The sequence below is a fragment of the Bradyrhizobium sp. NP1 genome, assembly GCF_030378205.1.
In the GTDB taxonomy this organism is placed as follows: domain Bacteria; phylum Pseudomonadota; class Alphaproteobacteria; order Rhizobiales; family Xanthobacteraceae; genus Bradyrhizobium.
In genome coordinates this window covers 6,081,757-6,102,458 of the sequence record NZ_CP127385.1, presented here as the reverse complement: position 1 = coordinate 6,102,458, position 20,702 = coordinate 6,081,757, and the positions used below count along the sequence as shown (strand labels likewise).

Genomic DNA, 20,702 nt, shown 5'->3' with positions numbered 1-20,702 from the left:
TTTTGAGCGGTCACCTCGTTGGGGAAGTGACTCGGATCATGATCTATGGGCTTGGCGCTAGCGCGTTGGGTTTTGCCATCCGGCACGGTGGGCTGGCCAGCTTTGGACATGCGGCCTTCTTCGGTCTTGGAGCGTACGCAGTGCTGGCAGCAAACCTCGCCGGTCTGAAGGACGCGTTCATCGTATGGCCCCTTGCCATCGGCTTTGTGGCAATGGTCGCCACTCTGATCGGTCTGCTTTCTCTTAGAACGCGGGGTGTGTCGTTCATCATGCTTACGCTGGGTTTCGCCCAGATGTTCTTTATCGTCGTATCGAGCATTCAGGGATTCGGCGCGGCCGACGGCAAGGCACTTCCCGAGCGCAATTCGATCGCGGGACTCTCGATCGCGGACACGGTGACCTTCCACTACGTGGTGCTTGCGGTCCTGGTGGCGATCTCGTTCGTCATCTACCGATTGTCGCACGCGTCGATGGGCGCGGTGCTTCGCGGGATCGCGTGTGACGAGCGCAGAATGAGGGCGCTGGGCTTCAGGACGCCTCGATTACAGTTGCTGTCATTCGTCTTTTCTGCCGCTGCGACCGCCGTAGCCGGCATTCTGGCGGCCAACTACTACTATTTCGTCAGCCCGTCGTATCTCCACTGGATCATGTCGGGCGACCTCCTGGCGATGGCTGCGCTTGGCGGAATTGGATCGCTCTACGGCGGCATGTTTGGGGCTTTCGTTCTGGTCATCGTGGAAGTGATCCTGGCGCCGTACACCACCTATTGGCGTCTCTTTCTCGGGCTGCTCATCGTGCTGTCGGTACTGCTTTTCGACAGGGGTGTTCATCCCGCCCTCAATCGCGCTTTGGGAGGAAGGGATGACTGAGGCCATCCTCCAGATACGCGGACTTTGCAAATCGTTTGGTGGGCTCGTTGTGAGCGACAACATCAGTCTCGCACTCATGCCGGGCGAGATCCACGCCCTCATAGGCCCGAACGGCGCTGGCAAATCGACTCTTATCAATCAGATTTCGGGAGAAGTGCGGCCGGACAAGGGCACCGTCACGCTTCGAGGTCGAAGCATCGAAAACATGCCGACGTACGAGCGGGTCCGCGCAGGGTTGGCGCGATCTTTCCAGGTGTCAAGCGTACTTAACGACTTCACTGTCCTGGAGAACGCGCGGCTGGCCGCGATCGGAAGCAAGCTGCCGACCCTCCATTGGTGGCGGCCCGCGACAGCAGACGCGAGTGCGACAGAACAAGCAATGTGCGCACTGGAAAAGGTGCGGCTTGCGCAGCGTGCCAGTGCGAAGGCGTCAACCCTCTCCTACGGCGAGCGACGCCAGTTGGAACTGGCAATGGCGTTGGCTCTCGAACCCAGCGTTGTACTGCTGGATGAGCCGATGGCCGGAGTTGGTCCTGATGAAGGGCGACGCCTCACGGAGCTGTTGGATACGTTGAGGGACGAGTGTGCGATCCTCCTGGTCGAGCACGACATGGATGCGATCTTCGCGCTGGCGGACCGCATCTCGGTTTTGGTTGAGGGGCAGCTCATCGCGACCGCTCATCCCAACGACATCCGTGCAAGCAAGTCAGTCCAACAGGCCTATCTGGGAACGGGGAACGATTGGTGAGCCTTTTGGAAGTGTCCGGCCTCACCGGAGGTTACGGACCAGTTCAGGTTCTTTTCGGCGTCGATTTCCGCGTCGGCGAACGCGAAGTCGTCGGTCTTGTCGGCCGCAACGGCATGGGCAAGACGACGACGATCAGGATGATAACCGGTGAACTGCTAAAATCTTCTGGCTCCCTAGCCTTCAACAAGACTGACATAGCCGGTGCCTCGATCCATCGCATCGCAAGAATGGGCATTGGCTTGGCTTGGTCCCGGAAGGCCGGCAAGTTTTTCATGATTTGACCGTGGACGAGCATCTGACCCTGGCAGAGCGCGAAGGTCCGACTGGGCGTCTTTGGACAAAATCACGCGCCTATCAGCTCTTTCCCAGATTGAACGAGCGCAGCAACTCACTTGCCTGCACGCTGTCGGGTGGAGAGCAGCAAAAGTTGGCGATTGTCCGGGCCTTGGTCACCAACCCCAAGCTTCTGATCATGGACGAAGCGACCGAGGGGCTCGCGCCGCTCATCCGAAGGGAAATCTGGGCGAGTTTGGAGGAAATCGCGTCGGAGGGGCTGTCGGTCGTCGTCGTCGACAAGAATATCGAAGCGCTTGCGCGAATTGCACGTCGTGTCGTTGTTCTCTCGAAAGGCCGAACGGTCTGGGAGGGACCGGCGAGGGAGTTCGCCGAAGATGGGCAGCTTCACCTTAAGCATCTCGGTGTCTAAACAGGGAGGGACCCATGAAATTGACCGGAATATTTGTCGCCGCGTTCATCGCGGCAGTCATGTCAAGCTTTGCATCGGCGGCACCCAACGAAATCAGACTTGGCTTTATCAGCCCACAATCCAGGCAAGGAGGCAACCAAGGCGTCGATATGCTTAACGCCTTCCGACTGGGACTCGAACACACCGGCAACAAGCTGGGCGGACTCCCAGTCAAACTGTTCACGGGTGACGACCAGGCGAAGCCTGAGGTTGGCGTTCAGCTCGCGCGTCAAATGATGGAGCGGGACAAAATTCATATCATGTCCGGTCTTCTCTACTCGCACGTCTCGGAAGCTGTGCTCTCCACCGTACTTCCAACCGGTCGTTTCGTGATGGCGGTTTCGGGTGGCGAGACGTCAAGAGCCGGAAAAAACTGCCAGCCAAACTACTTCCTTGCATCTTGGATTATCGCTAGCACGTTCCAGGAGGTCGGAGCATATCTTGCCAAGGAAGGCGTTAAGCGTGTCGCAGTCATCACCAACAACTATGCGGCTGGCTGGGACGTCGTTTCAGGTGTGAAACGCGGCTACGGCAAGGACCTGGTCGCGGAAGTCCTCGTGACGTTGGGCCAGTCTGATTACGGAGCAGAGATCAGCCGTTTGCGCGCCGCGAACCCCGAGGTGATTGTCGAATTCCTGCCGGGTGCCCCGGGTGCAGCATTCCTGCTTCAGCTGAAGCAGTCGGGACTGCGGGAAGCCGTCAAGATCTACACTCAGACGACGATTGCCGATGTGTCGACCTTTAAGGCGACCGGGGACGCAGCTATCGACTTGGTACATGTCGGAAACTGGAGCGAGAACCTCGACAATGCGGCAAACCGGAAATTCGTCGAAGCTTATAGGGAGCAGTATGGAGAAACGCCATCCATTCTCGCGGCGATGGCCTACGACACGGTCCTGCTTTTGAATGCCGCAGTCACCGCAGTGAATGGCGACGTGGAAAATAGCGATGCTTTCCGCGAAGCGCTTCGGAACGTGAAATACGATTCAATCCGCGGATACTTCGCGTTCAACAACAACCACTTCCCGATTCAGAATTACTACCTGAACCGTGTCTCCAAGACCAAAAGTGGCGAATTAAAAAATGATCTGCTTGCGACGTTGACTGAGGCGGGAATGGATCAATACCACCAAGATTGCCCGATGAAATGAAATGGGCTTTCTGACTTCACTGCATGATCGATCGACGAAGCTAACAAATTCCGGACGATGAACGGTCTCGTTCTCATCGGGATTCCTGGCCTCCAGGACACAGGCGTTCCTCGACCATGAACTACCCAGACTTCGGCCTTTAGCTACGCAACATCGGTGAGTTCCAACCCACGCGCATTGACAACGAGGGGGCAAGATAGTGGCCGAATACCGGTTGGTCAGTTTGGCGGATAGCAGGGGCCAAAAGGGTGCCATTCTGCATGAAGGGCACATTTTTCAAACGGTGGACTTGATCGGTAGCGATTGCACCGTCCTCGAACTCCTTCGGAACTGGGATGAGAGTCGTGCTCGCATATCGTCGGCGCTTGCGCAGGTCGATCTCTCCGCAGTTCCGTCGATCCCACTCGAAGAGGCCAAGCTTGGTGCGCCCGTTCAGTATCCGGGAGCGTTCTTTTGCGCAGGGTCCAATTACTGGGACCACCTCGACGAAATGACTGAGTCGGTCAAACAGACAACGGGGGCTACTCCGACCTTCAAGAAAGGACCAGAACCCTGGTTCTTTGTCAAAACGACGCGTGGCTCGATCGTAGGAACCGGTGCGTGCATTCGCATTCCGCCCTTTACCACGATGCTGGATTGGGAAGCCGAGCTTGGCGTCGTGATCGGGCGCGAGGCGAGCAACATCCCGGAAGCAGACGCCCTCTCGATCGTCGCGGGTTATCTTGCTATCAACGACCTGTCAGCCCGCAACCTGATCAAGCGCGAGGACAGCCCGTTCATCTACGACTTTCTGGGGCAAAAGTGCTTCGACGGTAGTGCACCCATGGGACCGTGGCTAACGCCGGCAGAATTCGTTGCCGACCCGCAAAATCTGGACATAGCGCTGACCGTCAACGGTGTCGTCAAGCAATCCTCCAACACGTCTCGAATGGTGTACTCAATTGCAGAGCAGGTTGCCTATCTCAGCCGGCATATCACGCTGTTCCCCGGCGATGTTATCGCGACTGGTACTCCCGCAGGCGTCGGGATGCCCAAGAAAGAATTCCTCCTCGCAGGTGATGAGGTCGCCATCGAGATCGAGGGACTCGGCCGACTAGTCAATATCATGAAAGCTTAGCGTCCATTGGAAAGAACACATGTCTACACCATCGGAAGTTTCACAGCCGGGCGTCTCGAAGATGCCTAAGCTGGTGTCTTTCATTGTCTTTTGGTACGCCAAGGACAAAGAGCTGGATCCGTGGATCACCGAGCATCTTCAATACATCAAGCTGCTTGAAGAAAAAGGAAAGCTATTTGCTTCTGGTCCCTTGAGCACACGAAAAGGCCCAAACGGTGTAACCGTGCTTCTTGTCAAGGACGAAGATGAGGCGAGGGCGATCGCGGAAAACGAGCCTATCGTCAAGGCCGGTGTGCGTGACTTTGCTGTCGAGCCTTGGTTCATCCACGAAGGCGCATTCTCGCTCCAGGTCTGCATGTCCGATGACAGTGCGCAAGCAAGCTGACTGATCCCGCCGTCTCGCCTCACGAGTGCACATGAGATAGCCAATCGGGGATTTAGGCGGTCTACGGCGGGTATTGCCATTTCCGTCTTTGGAATCATCCGTGGCTCGCAGGGGTCCAGTTCTCTGGCGCTGAATACCAACCATGCTTGTCGTGGGTGCAGTCCTGTTTCTTTAATTTGGCGCGTACCGGTATCCCGTCGGGATGCGGCCGCCGGCAAGTGGCACCGGCGGCTGTCGACCGCCACCGTTCCGCAAGACGGATCGCTCTGAAAACCAAAACATTCTGTGTGTGATTGTTCTGCCACAGAATCGCGTTGCAAAACTACACCATACCGTATAGTTTAATTACACTGCACCGTATAGAATAGTTTTGATCGTTAACAATTTGGGGGGATATGAAAATGACCTTTCGCTACCGATCAATAGCAACGGCAGCCGCGCTGTCGCTTGTGAGCAGCGTGCTGATTGGCGTCGCCAACGCCGCTGATCCAGTCCCGATACCGGTGAAGGCCAAGCCGAATCCGGTCGCTGATCTGCCGTTCTTCTTCGTGATCGATGACCGGGTCTCCTTCTCATGGATGCCGAAGGGTACCGATCCCGGCATGTTCACCGTCAAGCCGGGTGGCGGGATTGAAGGTACGACCGCCAGGCAGGTCTATTCGTTCACTCACTTCGATGCATGGGCCTACGGCACAAATTTCTTCAACATTATGCTGCTCAAGTCGGGCCATAACGATCCGGCCTCGCCCTGCGTCGCACCCGGTGTAACCATCACCGGTGGCTTCGGCAATTGCGCCGGCGAAACGGATATCTACGGCCTGTTCCGCTCCACCTTCGGCTGGAACCAGATCTTCAACACCAAGGCCTTCAGCATCGGACCGCTGCATAACATTTCGTTCGAAGTCGGCATGGACGGTAACCTGCAAAACATCTTCCTGGCTCCGACCAAGCGCGACGTCGTTGCCGGTCTGCAGTTCGCTTTCGACCTGCCCTACAAGGGCTACTTCAACGTCGCTCCGTTGGCATACTGGGAGTTCTCAAACCACTACGCGTTCACCCAATGCGGCCTGTTTGGTCCCGGTATTGCCGGCGTCACCTGCAACGCGGACGGCAACGTCAACTACAATCCAACATGGGCGGTCGAAACCAACTACTACATGGATCTGGGCTTCCTGCCTGAAAACATGCAGTTCTTCTCGATCAGCGGCCGCGCCGGCTGGTATGGGCCGAAAGGCGATTTCAACAATCTCCCGGCGCTTTCGGGCGTCGGTCGGTTCAGCACCGCTTCCAAGATCGAATTCAACAGCGAGCCGATCCGTCTGACCTTTGACGCGAGCAAAGCGTTCGTCGGTCCGAAGTACTCACACTTCGTCGACCTCTGGGTCGCCTATCGCTACTGGCAGAACAAGTTTGGCCTCGACCGCAATGCGATGCCCGGCGTCTGCACGATCGCAGCAACCGGTCAAAGCACCAACTCCTGCACCGAATCGACCGTCTATGGCGGCGTAACGGTGAAGTTCTAAGCCTTCCTTCCTCCCACTGGGTGCCGCGACGCTCCGCGGCACCAATTTTTCTGGTTTCTCAAATGTGCGCGGAAGCGCGCCGTTAGCGGACGCTAACGCATCCCGGGTAGCGGACCAACATCGATGTCGACCAACGCTCTGAGAAAACGTTGCTCTCCATGTCACAAGTTGTGGGCGCAACTCGTCACGTCTCCGCAATCCCCCGACAGGAGATGACGATGACACCAAGACTGAACCCGTTCACCACCAGTCCCACAGCGCGGCGCGCCGCGCTGTTTAGGAGGGGATACCGATGACAGATATACCTCTTGGCTCGGAACCGGCAGTTCAGGCAACTCCTGTACTGTCCGCCAGGGCCGCATCTATATTGCCACCGCTCGCGGCTATGACCTTTCCGCTGTATGTCTGGTGCTTCTTCACGTCTCTTAGCGCCATGCGGGCTGCGGAGGGGAACGGCAAGGTGCCCTTCTTGTTTGCTACGGCGGCATCGCTGTGCCTAACCGCCATACCGACTTTGGCGAGCTATTTCCTTCTGCTGCGACCGCGCGAACACTCTGATGCGTTCCTTGGCAAACGTTGGATCGCCTATCTGGCGTTTGCCAGCCCTGCGCTGTTTACCCTCGAACTCGTGGTGTTTGCCGGGCTGCGCATATCGCCGAATGATTGGCTGTTCTGGCTCCCGGTTTGGGCGGCGCTGACCATCTTTGCAGCTATCCCCAGCGAGCAGCGTTTCATCGCCCGAACGGGGGCGCAGACACGCAAGCTACGTTTTGCCCACGGCGTGTCGGCCGCAACCATTCTCGTGCTTTTTCTGGTCGCCCATCTTGGCAATCACTTTGTTGGGCTGCTCGGCGCGCAAGTCCATATCGATGTAATGGACTTCCTCCGCAAATGGTACCGCATTGGTCTCGTCGAGGCCGGTATTCTCGGCTTGTTTCTGTTTCAAGTTGTCACGGGACTAAAACTCGCATTGGTCAAGCAATCCGAAAGAAACGAGCCCTTTCGCATACTTCAGATTGGCACCGGCATAGGCCTCATGACATTCCTGAGCGCACACTTGCTGATCATTCTCGTGTTCGCTCGGTGGGTGAACAACGTTGATACGAACTGGATTTTCGCCACCGGATCTAAAACTGGACTCCTAGGTAGCCTCAACTACTCGCGGCTAGTCCCGTACTACTGGTTTGCGGTTTTCACGATCTTTACTCACCTGGCTTGCGGTCTCCGCGTGGTCTTTCTTTCGCACGGCATGGGAAAGTTACTGTCGGACCGCCTGGCGTTGGCCGTCATATGTATCGGTGCGCTGTTCGCGAGCGCAACGGTGGCCGGCATGGTCGGATTCCGGCTCTAGCAGTTTTCTGAAAAAACTTGCCAGAGCGAAGGGGACGATTCAGTCCTCAATTGTTTAGCCGGAAGGACTGGGTATGCGCGAGCGGTTTCAGGATCAAATCGGAATGTCTTCGTTCAATCAGACCGAGAAGCGAATCCCGGCGGGCAACCCGTTGCGCGAAATCGGCAACTGGTCCCGAGGTTTTGAGGAAATTGAACCGTACGTTCGGGCGGCTCCAATCGCACGCAGCGCCAGGTGTGGAGGATGAGATGAAACCGGGACCTGTGGGGATGGTCGGAGTGGGGAACATTGGCCTGCCGATCCTCCGAAATCTGCTCGAAGGAGGTTACGAAGTCGTCGCATTTCGTCGTACGAATCGGGAATGCATCGTCAGCGCTGGAGCCGTTGCGGCAGAGAGTTGCGCTGAAGTGTCATCCCGTTGCGAGGTAATCTTCACGGTCCTGCCCGGCTTCGATGCTCTGCGCAGTGTGGTCTTTGCCGTCAACGGGCTGGTGAAGAATGCTCGCGAGGGTCAGATTCTGGTCGAGCTCTCTACGCTAGGCATTGCAGACAAGGTGGCTATCCGGGACGAATTGGCGTCTCGCGGTACCGTCATGCTGGATGGCGCTATCAGCGCGACACCGAATATGGTCGTCGCCAAGCGTGGGGCGATGTTCGTCAGCGGTGGGGAGCGCGAGTGCCATAATTTACTGCCGATCCTGAGGGCGATCCTTCCAAGTGTCTACTATATGGGGGGGTTCGGTAACGCCCAGCGGATCAAGTTATGTGCAAATCACCTCGTGTCTGTGAACTTGTCCGCTGCCGCCGAGTGCCTGGCACTCGGGCGCAAATTGGGAATTCCTTCGAAGAACCTTGTCGATGCGCTCGTCAACAGCGGGGGCGGCTCTGTTCAACTTACCGCGCGCGCTCAGCGGATGATCGATGGTGAATGGTCCCCCGCCATGGGAACCAATTCGGGGCTCAAGAAAGATATCGACCTTATCCAAGAGATAGCGCGGGAAATCCAATGTCCAGTGCCGCTGCTCACGGCCGCCGCCCGCATGTATGGCGACGCGATCGAGAAGGGCCTGGGCGATGCGGACGTCGCTTCGATCTACGAGGTTGTTTCCGAAAGGGCGGGTGTTCCGCCTCGTCGGTCCTAAGGCAGCATGAACGCGCCATCCTGGCTCTTGTAGAATAGCCAACAAATCAGCAGTCCACAGCGCAAAAACAGAGGAAAGATATGGCAGACAATCGACATGGTATTCCCAAGCAGATCTTTGGGCCGTTCAATGACTTTGCTTCCCTGGGGATCGTTCGCGGGAACTATATCGCCTTGTGCGCCGACGAGCCGGAAGCCGCAGCGGAATTTGCGGTCCGGCATATGGGCTTCTATCTAGTTCATGTCGATTCCGCGGGCAGACATTATCTTGCAGCAGGTGGCCACGATCCGTATTCCCTCGTCTATACAAATGGCGAGCATGGCAAGATCGATCATATATCGTATGTCGTAAACCAAGCCTCCGAGTTGGTAGCTGCCGAAACGAGATTGGCCCAGATTGACGTGCCGATCGTGCGCGTGGAGAAGTCGGATCTTTGGCGCCATGGACCGGCACTCAGGGTGAGGAATCCCGGCGGCGCCACGATCGAACTGACTGTGGGTGTCAGGACGACTGAGCCGATGGCCTGCAACATTTTTCCATCGGAGAAAGCGCCACAGCCGTTATGCCTCGACCACGCGGTTATACGCGCGGTCGATATCCCCGCCGCGTATGACTTTGCGGCGCGTGTTCTCGGTCTCCAAGAGTCCGGGCGAATATGTGATCCCACCGACAAACCGTTGCTAGGTTTTTTCCGCAGTGGAAGCGACAAGGGAAAGCTTTGGCATTGCTATGCCGTCGCTGCTTCCGAGTATGACGGGCTTCATCATGTGCAATTTACGTTGAAGAACAAGAACGCCTTGGAAGAGTCCCACGCCGCCATGGAAAAGGATGGCAAGGTAAACATTATTTGGCGACCGATGCGCCACGGGCCAGGTCATAACATCGCGTATTACTTCGAGGATTATACTGGAAACGTCATCGAATACTCGACCGAAGAAGAGATCATTTTAGATGATGCATCCTATGTGCCCAGGCAATGGTCAACAATGGAATCCAAGTCGATAAGTGAATGGGATATTCGCGAGTTTCCGAAAATAATGCTCTGAGAAAGTATCTATCTGTCGTCTTAGGGTTTCAGCCTGATCAGGCAATCTTATCCGCAATCCGATTCAGTCAATCTGCATTCAGGAAAGGTAGCTGCTATGAAATGGGTGACTAGAGATCATGTACACATGGATCGGGTTGCGTCGCCTTGGTTGATCAAGCGATTTATCGATTCGGACGCAGAGTTCATCTTCGTTCCGTTCGGTTCGGATGTTAAGCCGCCATCAGGAGCCATTCCATTCGCGTTGCCCGGCGTGGAGCTGGGCATCCATGACGCGGATGGGTCGACGTTTCGAAAGATTCTACGCAAGTACAAGATCGAAGATCGGGCTTTGGAAATATTGGCCACAATTATTGATTCCGGCATAACTCATGTCTTTAGCCAGATCGAACGTGGCTACACAGACGTTGCCGCACTGAAAGATCCGGTTGGAATAGGTCTTGACGCCCTTTCTCAGGGGATGATGAACATAAGCGCAAATGATAACGACAACATAGACAAGAGCCTCATTTTCTATGATTCGCTTTATGCCTATTGCCGCTTGAAAGTGCTTGAGTCCGACAAGCCTGAAATCCTGAACGTACCTATACCCGAGCGTTGGAACGTAATTAAGCGGGAGCTAACTGCGACGCATATGAGTGATTCCTCTGCGTCCGGCGACCCGGCTCTTTACCATCGGCAAGTATCGTAAGGATGCGCGCCGATCGCGAATAAACCACAGTACCAAGAGCGGCGGTGGACTGCGGCGGCATGGGGCGTGTCCGTCTCGAATGACCTTGGAGAACAACATGAAGATTGCGATTGCGGGTGCGGGCATTGGCGGCTTGACAGCCGCACTTTGCTTGCACGAGCAGGGACATGAAGTCCGGGTTTTCGAAGCCGCGGACGTTCTGGAGCCGCTAGGCGTCGGCATCAACATCATGCCCCACGCTTCCGGCGTCCTGCACCGCCTCGGCTTGGGTCCTGCTCTCGACGAGATGGCCATACGCACCCGTGCGATCGAATACCGTACCCGCTTCGGTCACCTAATCCAGTCCGACCCGCGCTGCGTCGAAGCGGGATTCGAATATCCGCAGTACTCGATCCACCGCGGTGAACTCCAGTTTCTTCTGCTAGACGAGGTCCGTGCCCGAGCCGGCGCGGATGCGGTGACGACCAGGAAGGTCGTCACAGGCTTTTCGCAGGAAGAAAACGGGCTGCACGTGCTTTTCTCAGATGGCGGTGCCTTCAAGAGTGAAATCCTGATCGGTGCGGACGGCTTTCGCTCCAAAGTGCGCCGCCAACTCTATCCCGACGAAGGGCCGGCGCGTTACGAGGGCACGATGATGTGGCGCGGCGCCAACCTGCAGGCGCCCTTCGGCGACGGCGTGACGATGTTCATCGCCGGTGACCACAATGTGAAGATCGTATGCTATCCCATCAGCGGTCGCGCCGCGCGCGACGGCAAGGCGCTCGTGAACTGGGTGGCCGAAGTGCGCCACGATCAGCCCCGGGCCGCCGACGAGGCCGATTGGAGCTGCGAGGGAGATCGGAACTTCATCTCCGAGTTCCTGGATTTTCGGATGCCGGATATCGACATCGAGGCGCTGCTGACACGCACGCAAAAAATCACTCGGTACCCCATGATTGACCGCGATCCGCTGCCCCGGTGGACGCAGGGCCGAGTTACGCTGCTTGGCGACGCCGCGCATCCCATGTATCCGATCGGAGCAAACGGGGGGTCGCAGGCCATCATCGACGCCCGCGCTCTCGCCGACGCGCTTGATCTCCATCCTGGACCGAAAGCCCTTCTCAACTACGAACGGGTTCGCCGCCCGGCCACCACGCAAGTGGTCCTGGCCAACCGCAAGAGTGGCCCGGAGGAGGTCCTTGACATCGCCGCCGCGCGCGTGAAGGGGCCGCAGGATCGGATCGAAGATCTCATTTCGCCGGAGGAGCTGGAGGAGGTCGCCGCGCGCTACCGACAAGTCGCCGGCTTCGTAAAGAAGGCGGGCTGACGGTATGCGGACCTTCCATGCCGGCTTCGAACGCGGCTATCCGCCGGTGCGCGTGTGCATTGGGGCAGGTGTGAGGCACGAGGTTGGCGCGGAGATGGATGCGCGCAAGCTCCGCCGCGCACTGGTTCTCAGCACGCCGGAGCAGGTGGCGCAAGGCGAAGCGACGATGGCCGATCTAGGTGCGCGGGCGCTCGGCATTTTCTCCAGAGCGACTATGCACACTCCCGTCCGCATCACCGAGGCCGCGCTTGCCGCGGCGGAGACGGCGGATTGCCTCGTCGCCATCGGAGGCGGCTCCACGATCGGATTAGCAAAAGCGATCGCGCTGCGGACTGATCTGCCCCAGATCGTGCTTCCGACCACGTATGCCGGCTCGGAGGCGACTCCGGTACTGGGGCAGTCTGCGGACGGTGTGAAGGAAACACTGCGGTCGCCGAAGGTGCAGCCGGAGATCATCCTTTACGATCCCGAACTCGTGGCCACGCTGCCCTTGAGCTTGACGGTCACCAGCGGTCTCAATGCAATGGCCCACGCGGTTGAGGCTCTGTATGCCCGCGACCGCAATCCGCTGTCCTCGCAGCTTGCGCTCGGCGGGTTGCGTGCCTTCGTCACTAGCCTACCGCGGGTCGTTGCTTGTCCCGGCGACCTCACGGCGCGGGAGCAGACGTTGTTCGGCGCTTGGCTGTGTGGGACGGTGCTGGCACAAGTCGGCATGGCTCTCCACCACAAGCTCTGCCACACGCTGGGCGGCCGCTTCAACCTGCCCCATGCCGCGACACACGCAATTCTGCTGCCGCACACGGCGGCCTACAATGCCGACGCCGCGGCAGAGATGCTGGTGCCCGCAGAGGAGCTTGTCGGCGGTCCGATTGGCAGTAGGCTCTACGATTTCGCCGCATCGCTTGGGGCGCCCCTCGCGCTCAAGAGCCTCGGTTTGAGCGAGACCGATCTGGACGAAGCCGCCAAGCTGGCGGCCGAGAACCCGTATTGGAATCCGAAGCCAATCGAGAGAGGGGACATTCGAGGCCTTCTGCAGAAGGCCTGGGAGGGGTCGCACCCGCATTAAGCCAACGCTTCGAAAGGTACAAGGGAGTGGCCAACGTGTCGTCCTATTTCGTCGAGGAAAATTCAGTGGAAACCGTCAACGCGCGGATGGGCAGGAATATCGATCCGCGGTTGGTGCAGATGATGAGCGCCCTCGTCCGCCATCTCCATGCCTTCGCCAAGGAAACACAAATGACCCAGGCGGAGTGGGAGACCGGTATCGACTTCCTGACGCGTACGGGCAAGATCTGCACCAGTGAGCGGCAGGAGTTTATCCTTCTGTCAGACGCGTTGGGCTTCTCAATGCTGATCGACGCGATCAATAATAGACGCCCCGTGGGGGCGACCGAAAGCACCGTGCTCGGACCTTTCTATGTAGAGGGGGCGCCGGTGCGAGCTATGGGCGATACGATATCACTCGACTGCAAGGGCGAAAGCTGTCTGTTTGAAGGCCGTGTCCTCGATCTCGACGGCCGCCCGATCGAGGGAGCGCGACTCGACGTCTGGTCAGACAATGCTGACGGTTTCTACGATGTGCAGCAGCCAGACACGCAGCCGAAGTGGAACAATCGAGGTATCTTTGTCACGGGTTCGGACGGACGATACAGCTTCGTCGGCATCAAGCCGGTATCCTATCCGCTCCCCGATGATGGCCCCGTGGGTCAAATGCTTGCACGTCTCGGTCGGCATCCTTACCGTCCGGCGCACATGCACTATCTGGTGACAGCCGAAGGCTTCCAGAGGCTGGTCACGCACACCTTTGTGGGCGACGACTTCTATATCGACTCCGACGCGGTTTTTGGCGTGAAGGAGACACTGGTTGCGACCTTCGAGCGCTTGGCCAATGCACCGACACTATGGCGCTCGCCGTTCAATTTCGTTCTCGCCCCTATGGTTCACTACCGACTTCTAGATCCTGGACGTGGGCGGGATCAGCCGTTCGTCGACATTTTTCGCGATAAGGACGGTTTTCGTTGAGCACTGGGATGTGCTGCAAGCTATATGCAAAACGCCAGCCAATCCCCATGATATGAACTGGTCCCCAGTTCGAGCTAGGGTTCTGATCGCTTGCGCGGAGATCGTTCTCGTCCGAGCAACAATACGCTAGCGGGTCGGACCCAGACTCTACTGCGGAGATCAGGTCGTCGGCCTGGCCGGACGCTATCCGTCTCGGAAATGTCCTTGGTACAGCTCGACCAAATGGACGCAGCGGTTGCTCAGCGTCCTGCTTCTGCAACGGACGCTCGAAATCAATACGCAGTCAATGGACCAGCTTCGATATGTCCTGTTTCGGCACCTGCCAACGGTGCGCGTCAGCGAGACATTCGGCCGGCCCGAAATGGCGACGGATCTGTTCGAGCATGACCAGCGAAAGCTCAACATTCTCAGGCAACGGGGCGCGGAGTCGTTCGGGAAGCAGGATGCGGATTTGAAAAGGTTGTTTGTCTAGGAGGATAGCGCGGCAATTTCAGAGAGTCAGCTTGAGACGTGGACGCATATCGGCGCTGGCCCGCAATCGACGGCGACGCATCAGTCGATTAGGTCGCCGCACTAAGGGTTTGAGTTTAGCTGTACGGAATCGTCGCTGTATAGCGGAGTAACAGTGAAGCTCTAACCTCGCTAGCAAAAGGGCGTCGTGACCTTGTTACAGCGCTCTTTTGGCGAGGTAGGTTCGAATTTGCTCTGCTCATTAGAGGTTTAAGACAAGTCGCTCGCTCTTGGATCCCGAGCAACAGATCATCATCTTCTTGTTCGACGTCTTCTCGGCCTCGGTAAGAATTCGGTCTCGATGATCAGGAATACCTTCGAGAACAAAGGTCTCGCACGTCCCGCAAACTCCTTCGGCGCAGGAATACGGTGTCACAATTCCAGCATCGTTCAAAGCATCGAGAATAGTCTTGCCAGGAGGGACGTCGATTTCGCGACCCGACTTAGCCAGAACAACCTTAAAGCCTCCCGCGGTAGCAGGAGGCTCTGCCGCCGTAAAATATTCAACGTGAACCTGCTCGCGAGGAAGATGTGCAGTGGCTGTTTCAAATGCCTCGAGCATAGATAGAGGGCCACAACAATAAAAGTGCGTGTGGAGGTCGTATGAACTGATTAGGGTCGCCATGTCGAGCATGCTGCCCCCTCGTTCCCTGTCAAAATTAAATCGGACGCGCGCGTCAGATTGAAGCTTTTCCACAAAGGGCGTGGAATTACGCGTACGAGCGCAGAAGAACAGCTCCCAGTCTTTCTTTAAGAATTTGAGGCGTTCGACCATACTTAGCATAGGGGTGATACCTATACCGCCTGCAATGAGGACCGACTTGTCGGCCTCTTCCAGAAGTCGGAAATTATTGCGCGGACCGGAAGTGGAAAGTACTTCGCCGGCCCTAAGATTTTGATGTATCCACTTCGAACCTCCCCGGCTCATCCGATCCTTTTGTACGGCAATTATGTACCTGTCCCTCTCCCCCTGAGGGTTAAGCAAGGAATAGCTCCGCATTACGCCGGTGGGGAGCTTCAAATCGATGTGGGCACCCGCGGTGAATTCAGGCAACGATGAGCCGTCGGTGGATCTAAGCTCATACGAAATGATGTTGGGAGCTTCCCAGGTCGTAGATTTTACGCGCAGATCTAGCATCAGTTGTTGCGGCAAAGCCGCTTCCTGTGTGGGCTCCCCGCCTGGATTGGCGCCCATCGGCGGAGTGTTGTGCCTAACTGCGGCGGAATAGCTTTCCGCCCTGCCGGCTGAATACACCCCATGCACTTGTCTGTCACCTAAAAAGTGAATACAGTAGCCAGTATGCCGGTGCAGGCTTCGCACCCCAGGGCGCGAACTCAAGGATTTTGATGAGGGAGAATGACGAATGGTGACCGCTGAAGAAAACAAAATGCTCACCCAGGTGGGCCCCGGAACACCAGGGGGCGAATTATTGCGCCGCTATTGGTACCCGATCGCAGCAGCGGCCGAGCTGGATGAAAACCCGGTCAAATCCATCCGATTGTTGGGAGAGGATCTTGTGCTCTACAGGGACCGTTCAGGCACGCTGGGTTTGATTGACAGTCTTTGCGCGCACCGTCGCGCTCATTTGGTCTTGGGTGTGCCGGAAGAATCCGGGTTGCGCTGCCCGTATCACGGCTGGCGCTTCAACGAGAATGGGCAATGTTTGGAACAGCCCGCCGAAAAGGACCGAGGGCATCCGTACTGCGAGAAAGTAAAATTGAAAGCGTATCCTGTCCGAGTAGCTTGCGGTGCTGTGTTTGCGTACTTAGGGCCCCTTCCGGCGCCAGAGCTGCCCATGTGGGATTTGATGACGGAGGAGAACGTCCTTCACGAAATCGCTTATGCAACTTTGCCCTGCAATTGGTTTCAAAGCATGGAGAACGCGGTCGATCAGGATCACCTGGATTGGCTGCATGTCGCATTCTCCGATTACGTTCTGGAGAGGCAGGGAAGGCCAGATTTACGGAAGCGCTTCTGGCGGCCTGGCGAACACAAGGGCGACGGAGATCGCGCGCGCCTCAAGGAGATGCTCTACGAGCGGAACAATCTTGGTATCCTGAGGCGGGCAGTATACGGGGATCGTACGAAGGATGACGTGGACTGGCGGATTGGGATCCAGGTTGTATTTCCAAACTTTGCTCGCGCCGTCAATGACCTGCAAATCCGCGTTCCAGTTGACGATGCACACTTCACCTATTTTCTGATCAGGGCGCACTGGCTCAAGCCGGGGGACGTCGCAAAACAAGATAAGGTCCCGTATTTCCACATTCCGGTCCCCATCGAAGATCCAAATCGCATGGGCGAGATCAAGTGGAAAGACCTCGATGCCCATGCGACGCAGGACATGGCCGCCTGGATCGCGCAGGGCGCGATCTCCGATCGCACGAAGGAGCTTCTTTGCGAGTCTGACAAAGGCGTTCGCCTGCTTCGTGAAATGTTCCTCGAACAAGTCCAGGTTGTGGCGAGCGGAAAAGATCCTCTGAATGTCTTCCGTGATCCCGGAGAGGCAAAGAGCATTAGCGTGCCGCACGTGGAGGATGAGGACAATTGGGGCTATCAACAAACACAGCTGCGGAGCAGGGCCCGAACCGCAAATAAATGGAGCCCGGTTTTGACCGAGCTGATTCGAAAATACTTCGATGAACAAGAGGCGTCAGAGATACTCAAAGACCCTGTTCATTAAACCTTCGAGAGGCGCGGCGCGAGTCGCGCCTCTTTCCAGTCAAGTGATGCGCGGTACACATGACATATCAACGTGAATTCGTTCGAAAACTCAAAGTGGGAATGGTCGGAGTTGGATCTCACGCCTATCGAAACCTGCTTCCGGCCATGAACTACTTGCCCGTCTCGTTACAGGCATTCTGCGATGTGGATAAGGAGCGGTGCCGTGCGACGGCTGCCCAATACGGCGTGAAGGCGTGCTTTGAAAACGCCGTCGACATGTATCGTAACGTCGAGCTGGACGCAGTGCTTCTGAGCGTATCCCCGACAGTGCATCCGGAGCTGGCGTGCGCCGCGTTTGACGCGGGCTTGCACGTTTGGCTGGAGAAACCTCCGGCGCGATGGCCTCACGAAATATCCGAGATGATCCGTCATCGAGGTGATCGTGTTGCAGTGGTAGGCTTTAAGAAGGTCTTTATGCCCGCGGTCGAAAAGGTAATCGAGATATTTTCTCGTCCCGAGCTTGGGCCACTACAGACAATACTTGCCGAATATCCCATGACCATCCCGGAAGACGGCGGTGAAGTATTGAAAAGCGGCGTCGTTGCAAATTGGCTTCGCAATGGTTGCCATCCGCTATCTCTTTGCATGGCTGTCGGAGGAGGGGTATCCGCCGTTACCGTCCATCGCGCCAATGATGGGAGCGGCATCTGCGTCTTAGAGTTCGCAAATGGCGCCATTGGCAATTTCCACATGATTTCAGGTCCAAACCGGGGGCAGCCCGTTGAGCGGTATAGCTTTGCGAGTGAAGGGGCTCATGTCGTAGTCGAAAATGGCAGCCGAGTAATCTTCAATAGGGGCATTCCGTTCGAATATGGTCGAAATACATCATTTGCCCCGGAAGGCTTTGACCACGGCGCACTCGTGTGGGAGCCGCAAAACAGGGAAGGCACGCTGGAGAACAAGTCGCTGTTCACCCAAGGCATCTACAACGAGATGCAATACTTTTGCAGTTGTATTCTGAAAAACGAAATGCCCGAGAAGGGTTCGCTGGAATTCGCCCTTCAGGTTATGAAGGTTTATGAGGGTGCGCTTCTATCGAAGGGAAAACGCGTAGACCTCCAGGAGTTTGCGATAGACGGAACGATTGGAGATCCACGCCCGAAATGCTCGGACTAGCTCTGCCCGCCACATCAGCTGAACACTCGAAGACGGGCACGTGACAGATGCGCCGTCCGCACAGCGGTAATGAGAGTTCGTGGCTTGGATCCGCTCGACCTTCCAGGGGCCCCAAAGCAAGTGTTGTTCGTGAATAGCAAGCGGCGTGCATGGGGCCACCTTAAATACCCTTTGCTCGACGTTTCTTCTGTACTTAGCGGCGCAAAACACCGTAGCTCAGCCAAAGCGAGATATCAGCGCTGTGGCTGCATTTGTTGACCCAAAGTAGCCTGAATACACTTCTTGCCGAAAAGACGAGAAGCCCGAGGAGGAAAACTTAATGGATATCTTTTCGAACCTAGCGATGGGATTTTCCGTATCGCTCCTCCCGATCAATCTCCTGCTATGCTTCGTCGGGGTTGTCCTCGGTGTTCTCATCGGCGTGCTTCCTGGGCTCGGCTCGGCAGCGACAATCGCGCTTCTACTTCCGATCACCTATTTTCTCGACACGATCACGGCCGTCATCATGCTCGCTGGAATTTGGTACGGTTCGATGTATGGAGGCTCAGTCACGTCGATCCTACTCAGTGTTCCAGGCGAATCCGCCTCCGTAATGGTCGCTTTGGATGGCTATCAACTCACCAAACGTGGTCGAGCGGGCGCGGCGCTTGGGATGTCAATCTTCAGTGCTTTCATCGCGGGAATGATCGGGCTTATCGGATTGGGTCTCGTAGCTCCGACCCTGGCTGAATTTGCTTTGGAATTCGGGCCCCCCGAGTACTTTGCTCTTACGCTGCTCGGTCTTACCCTGGTGAGTTATCTCGCCACCGACTCGATGTGGAAGGCCGTTACAGTAACGATCTTTGGCCTATTGTTGGGTACCGTGGGATTGGATCCCGTAAGGAGTACAGCCAGATTTACTTTGGGATCTCTTAGCCTGCAGTCCGGCATCGATCTGGTCCCAATGGTGATGGGACTGTTTGGCATTGCTGAGGTCTTCAATTTGGTTGAATCGAAGCTGACAGGGGAGGTGCGTCCGATCAGCGTCCCCAAGGGGCTTTTGAACGTCTTACCAACTCGGCAAGATTGGAAGGATGCTTGGCGAGCAATCCTGCAAGGATCGTTCACTGGCTTCTTCGTCGGGCTTTTGCCCGGTGGTGGAGCGACGATTTCATCCTACGTCGCATACGCGGTAGCAAAGCGTTTCCGAAAGCCAGGACAACAGTTCGGAGAGGGAGCAATCGCTGGTGTAGCCGCGCCCGAAGCGGCAGCGAACGCAGCCACGTGTAGCGGGTTTGTCCCGCTTCTGACATTGGGATTGCCGGACAATGTCGTGATGGCCCTCATACTCGGAGCATTCATGCTGCACGGCGTGACGCCAGGTCCAACGCTTATGGCGCAACACCCTCAGATATTCTGGGCCATCGTGACGAGCATGTTTATCGGAAACTGCATCCTGCTTATCACGATGCTCCCGCTGATCGGTCTGCTGTCAAAAATCACTCTGATACCGAACCGGATATTGTTGCCAATTATCGTACTCGCATGTTTGGCCGGAGCGTATGGCGTGAACAATAATCCGACAGACATCGTAGTGATGACGCTGTTTGGTCTCCTGGGGTACCTGATGACCAAGTTCCGCTTTCCTCATGCTCCGCTCGTATTGGCTTTTGTGCTTGGGCCTATAATGGAGACCGCGCTGCGGCAGTCTCTTATCATGTCGAACGGCGATTTTCTCGTCTTCTGGGGCAGCCCTGTATCGGGCACGATAATGACGGCGTTTCTCGTGGTTATTGGAATCCCAATTGCTCGAAAGCTGCTGTCAATTGGCGGACGTGGCGGCGACAAGGTAGGGGACTCAAAAATCAAAAAGAGCTTGATCGCTTAGGTGATTGTGGCGACCTGATCTTCCTATTTTCACCCTCTACGCAAGCAGCCGGAGCCTATCCAACGAAAACCCGTTACCGTAGTCGTGCCTTAGCCACCGGCGGTGGTACGGGTCTCGTCGCTCGCTCAGCGGCCCATATCTCAGCCGAACGTTGGGAAAGCCGTTCGTTATCGTAAATCACCCATGACAAGCGAGGTGCTCGGGACCAAAGGTGCCGCACATTTTCGACCGCGCAATACGGAGTTCCCACAAAGACATCTGTTGCTGATTACGGGTTCGTCTCGGCGATTGACATTGGTGCCGGCTGTGATCGCCGTTTCCGCATCTGGCGTGTTCGAGGAACTGGGGGGCTCATAGGATTTGCGCGACTCTCCGCAAGTTGCAGGGTG

The 20,702-nt window shown here is 56.7% G+C and carries 18 protein-coding genes and 1 pseudogene; 18 read left to right on the top strand and 1 reads right to left on the bottom strand.

Going from position 1 to position 20,702, the window contains the following annotated elements; all coding sequences use genetic code 11:
- Window positions 1-38 precede the first annotated feature (38 nt).
- The 15 genes and pseudogenes from QOU61_RS29590 to QOU61_RS29520 all read left to right on the top strand — a co-directional run bounded on the left by QOU61_RS29590 (window position 39) and on the right by QOU61_RS29520 (window position 14,567).
- Window positions 39-869, top strand: coding sequence for a branched-chain amino acid ABC transporter permease (locus QOU61_RS29590; RefSeq protein WP_289654742.1), 831 nt, complete (start codon window positions 39-41; stop codon window positions 867-869).
- Window positions 862-1,617 carry an ABC transporter ATP-binding protein gene (locus QOU61_RS29585; RefSeq protein WP_289654741.1) on the top strand — a complete coding sequence of 252 codons (756 nt, stop codon included), beginning with the start codon at window positions 862-864 and terminating at the stop codon, window positions 1,615-1,617. Before QOU61_RS29590 ends, QOU61_RS29585 begins: the two co-directional genes overlap by 8 nt.
- Window positions 1,614-2,323, top strand: a pseudogene (locus QOU61_RS29580) (ABC transporter ATP-binding protein). Before QOU61_RS29585 ends, QOU61_RS29580 begins: the two are co-directional and overlap by 4 nt.
- A gap of 14 nt (window positions 2,324-2,337) precedes the next feature.
- The gene (locus QOU61_RS29575; RefSeq protein ID WP_289654740.1) at window positions 2,338-3,513 is read left to right on the top strand and encodes an ABC transporter substrate-binding protein; all 1,176 of its coding nucleotides are present in this window, start codon (window positions 2,338-2,340) and stop codon (window positions 3,511-3,513) included.
- A 199-nt stretch (window positions 3,514-3,712) separates the two neighbouring features.
- The gene (locus QOU61_RS29570) at window positions 3,713-4,630 is read left to right on the top strand and encodes a fumarylacetoacetate hydrolase family protein (RefSeq protein ID WP_289654739.1); all 918 of its coding nucleotides are present in this window, start codon (window positions 3,713-3,715) and stop codon (window positions 4,628-4,630) included.
- Window positions 4,631-4,649: 19 nt separating this feature from the next.
- Window positions 4,650-5,015: a YciI family protein gene (locus tag QOU61_RS29565; protein ID WP_289654738.1), complete on the top strand. Its 366-nt coding sequence runs from the start codon at window positions 4,650-4,652 to the stop codon at window positions 5,013-5,015.
- Window positions 5,016-5,416: 401 nt separating this feature from the next.
- A complete protein-coding gene (locus tag QOU61_RS29560) occupies window positions 5,417-6,538 on the top strand; it encodes a hypothetical protein (protein WP_289654737.1) in 1,122 nt (373 codons plus the stop codon).
- 292 nt (window positions 6,539-6,830) lie between these two features.
- Window positions 6,831-7,889, top strand: coding sequence for a hypothetical protein (locus tag QOU61_RS29555; protein ID WP_289654736.1), 1,059 nt, complete (start codon window positions 6,831-6,833; stop codon window positions 7,887-7,889).
- A 248-nt stretch (window positions 7,890-8,137) separates the two neighbouring features.
- Window positions 8,138-9,031: an NAD(P)-dependent oxidoreductase gene (locus tag QOU61_RS29550; protein ID WP_289654735.1), complete on the top strand. Its 894-nt coding sequence runs from the start codon at window positions 8,138-8,140 to the stop codon at window positions 9,029-9,031.
- A gap of 80 nt (window positions 9,032-9,111) precedes the next feature.
- Window positions 9,112-10,077, top strand: a complete 966-nt coding sequence (locus QOU61_RS29545) for a VOC family protein (protein WP_289654734.1) — start codon at window positions 9,112-9,114, stop codon at window positions 10,075-10,077.
- A 126-nt stretch (window positions 10,078-10,203) separates the two neighbouring features.
- The gene (locus QOU61_RS29540) at window positions 10,204-10,767 is read left to right on the top strand and encodes a chromate resistance protein ChrB domain-containing protein (RefSeq protein ID WP_289654733.1); all 564 of its coding nucleotides are present in this window, start codon (window positions 10,204-10,206) and stop codon (window positions 10,765-10,767) included.
- A 97-nt stretch (window positions 10,768-10,864) separates the two neighbouring features.
- Complete coding sequence (locus QOU61_RS29535) at window positions 10,865-12,073, top strand: flavin-dependent oxidoreductase (protein WP_289654732.1); 1,209 nt, start codon at window positions 10,865-10,867, stop codon at window positions 12,071-12,073.
- Window positions 12,074-12,077: 4 nt separating this feature from the next.
- Window positions 12,078-13,139 carry a maleylacetate reductase gene (locus tag QOU61_RS29530; RefSeq protein WP_289654731.1) on the top strand — a complete coding sequence of 354 codons (1,062 nt, stop codon included), beginning with the start codon at window positions 12,078-12,080 and terminating at the stop codon, window positions 13,137-13,139.
- Between the two features lie 35 nt (window positions 13,140-13,174).
- On the top strand, window positions 13,175-14,095 hold the full coding sequence (locus tag QOU61_RS29525) for a dioxygenase family protein (protein ID WP_289654730.1): 921 nt from the start codon (window positions 13,175-13,177) through the stop codon (window positions 14,093-14,095).
- Between the two features lie 235 nt (window positions 14,096-14,330).
- The gene (locus QOU61_RS29520) at window positions 14,331-14,567 is read left to right on the top strand and encodes a hypothetical protein (RefSeq protein WP_289654729.1); all 237 of its coding nucleotides are present in this window, start codon (window positions 14,331-14,333) and stop codon (window positions 14,565-14,567) included.
- Window positions 14,568-14,807: 240 nt separating this feature from the next.
- Here QOU61_RS29520 and QOU61_RS29515 read toward each other — a convergent pair whose 3' ends face one another.
- Window positions 14,808-15,869, bottom strand: a complete 1,062-nt coding sequence (locus tag QOU61_RS29515; protein WP_289654728.1) for a PDR/VanB family oxidoreductase — start codon at window positions 15,867-15,869, stop codon at window positions 14,808-14,810.
- A gap of 100 nt (window positions 15,870-15,969) precedes the next feature.
- On the opposite strand from QOU61_RS29515, the gene QOU61_RS29510 reads away from it, so the two are divergent.
- The 3 genes from QOU61_RS29510 (at window position 15,970) to QOU61_RS29500 (ending at window position 20,313) form a co-directional block, all read left to right on the top strand.
- The gene (locus QOU61_RS29510) at window positions 15,970-17,289 is read left to right on the top strand and encodes a Rieske 2Fe-2S domain-containing protein (protein ID WP_289654727.1); all 1,320 of its coding nucleotides are present in this window, start codon (window positions 15,970-15,972) and stop codon (window positions 17,287-17,289) included.
- Between the two features lie 59 nt (window positions 17,290-17,348).
- A complete protein-coding gene (locus QOU61_RS29505) occupies window positions 17,349-18,446 on the top strand; it encodes a Gfo/Idh/MocA family protein (RefSeq protein ID WP_289654726.1) in 1,098 nt (365 codons plus the stop codon).
- Between the two features lie 319 nt (window positions 18,447-18,765).
- Complete coding sequence (locus tag QOU61_RS29500) at window positions 18,766-20,313, top strand: tripartite tricarboxylate transporter permease (protein WP_289654725.1); 1,548 nt, start codon at window positions 18,766-18,768, stop codon at window positions 20,311-20,313.
- Window positions 20,314-20,702: the final 389 nt, after the last annotated feature.

What these genes read in the sequence shown, in the direction of transcription:
- QOU61_RS29590 (WP_289654742.1), top strand. Translation starts at nt 39, where the DNA reads ATGATCTATGGGCTTGGCGCTAGCGCGTTGGGTTTTGCCATCCGGCAC.
- QOU61_RS29585 (WP_289654741.1), top strand. Translation starts at nt 862, where the DNA reads ATGACTGAGGCCATCCTCCAGATACGCGGACTTTGCAAATCGTTTGGT.
- QOU61_RS29575 (WP_289654740.1), top strand. Translation starts at nt 2,338, where the DNA reads ATGAAATTGACCGGAATATTTGTCGCCGCGTTCATCGCGGCAGTCATG.
- QOU61_RS29565 (WP_289654738.1), top strand. Translation starts at nt 4,650, where the DNA reads ATGTCTACACCATCGGAAGTTTCACAGCCGGGCGTCTCGAAGATGCCT.
- QOU61_RS29560 (WP_289654737.1), top strand. Translation starts at nt 5,417, where the DNA reads ATGACCTTTCGCTACCGATCAATAGCAACGGCAGCCGCGCTGTCGCTT.
- QOU61_RS29555 (WP_289654736.1), top strand. Translation starts at nt 6,831, where the DNA reads ATGACAGATATACCTCTTGGCTCGGAACCGGCAGTTCAGGCAACTCCT.
- QOU61_RS29550 (WP_289654735.1), top strand. Translation starts at nt 8,138, where the DNA reads ATGAAACCGGGACCTGTGGGGATGGTCGGAGTGGGGAACATTGGCCTG.
- QOU61_RS29545 (WP_289654734.1), top strand. Translation starts at nt 9,112, where the DNA reads ATGGCAGACAATCGACATGGTATTCCCAAGCAGATCTTTGGGCCGTTC.
- QOU61_RS29540 (WP_289654733.1), top strand. Translation starts at nt 10,204, where the DNA reads ATGGATCGGGTTGCGTCGCCTTGGTTGATCAAGCGATTTATCGATTCG.
- QOU61_RS29535 (WP_289654732.1), top strand. Translation starts at nt 10,865, where the DNA reads ATGAAGATTGCGATTGCGGGTGCGGGCATTGGCGGCTTGACAGCCGCA.
- QOU61_RS29530 (WP_289654731.1), top strand. Translation starts at nt 12,078, where the DNA reads ATGCGGACCTTCCATGCCGGCTTCGAACGCGGCTATCCGCCGGTGCGC.
- QOU61_RS29510 (WP_289654727.1), top strand. Translation starts at nt 15,970, where the DNA reads ATGGTGACCGCTGAAGAAAACAAAATGCTCACCCAGGTGGGCCCCGGA.
- QOU61_RS29505 (WP_289654726.1), top strand. Translation starts at nt 17,349, where the DNA reads ATGACATATCAACGTGAATTCGTTCGAAAACTCAAAGTGGGAATGGTC.
- QOU61_RS29500 (WP_289654725.1), top strand. Translation starts at nt 18,766, where the DNA reads ATGGATATCTTTTCGAACCTAGCGATGGGATTTTCCGTATCGCTCCTC.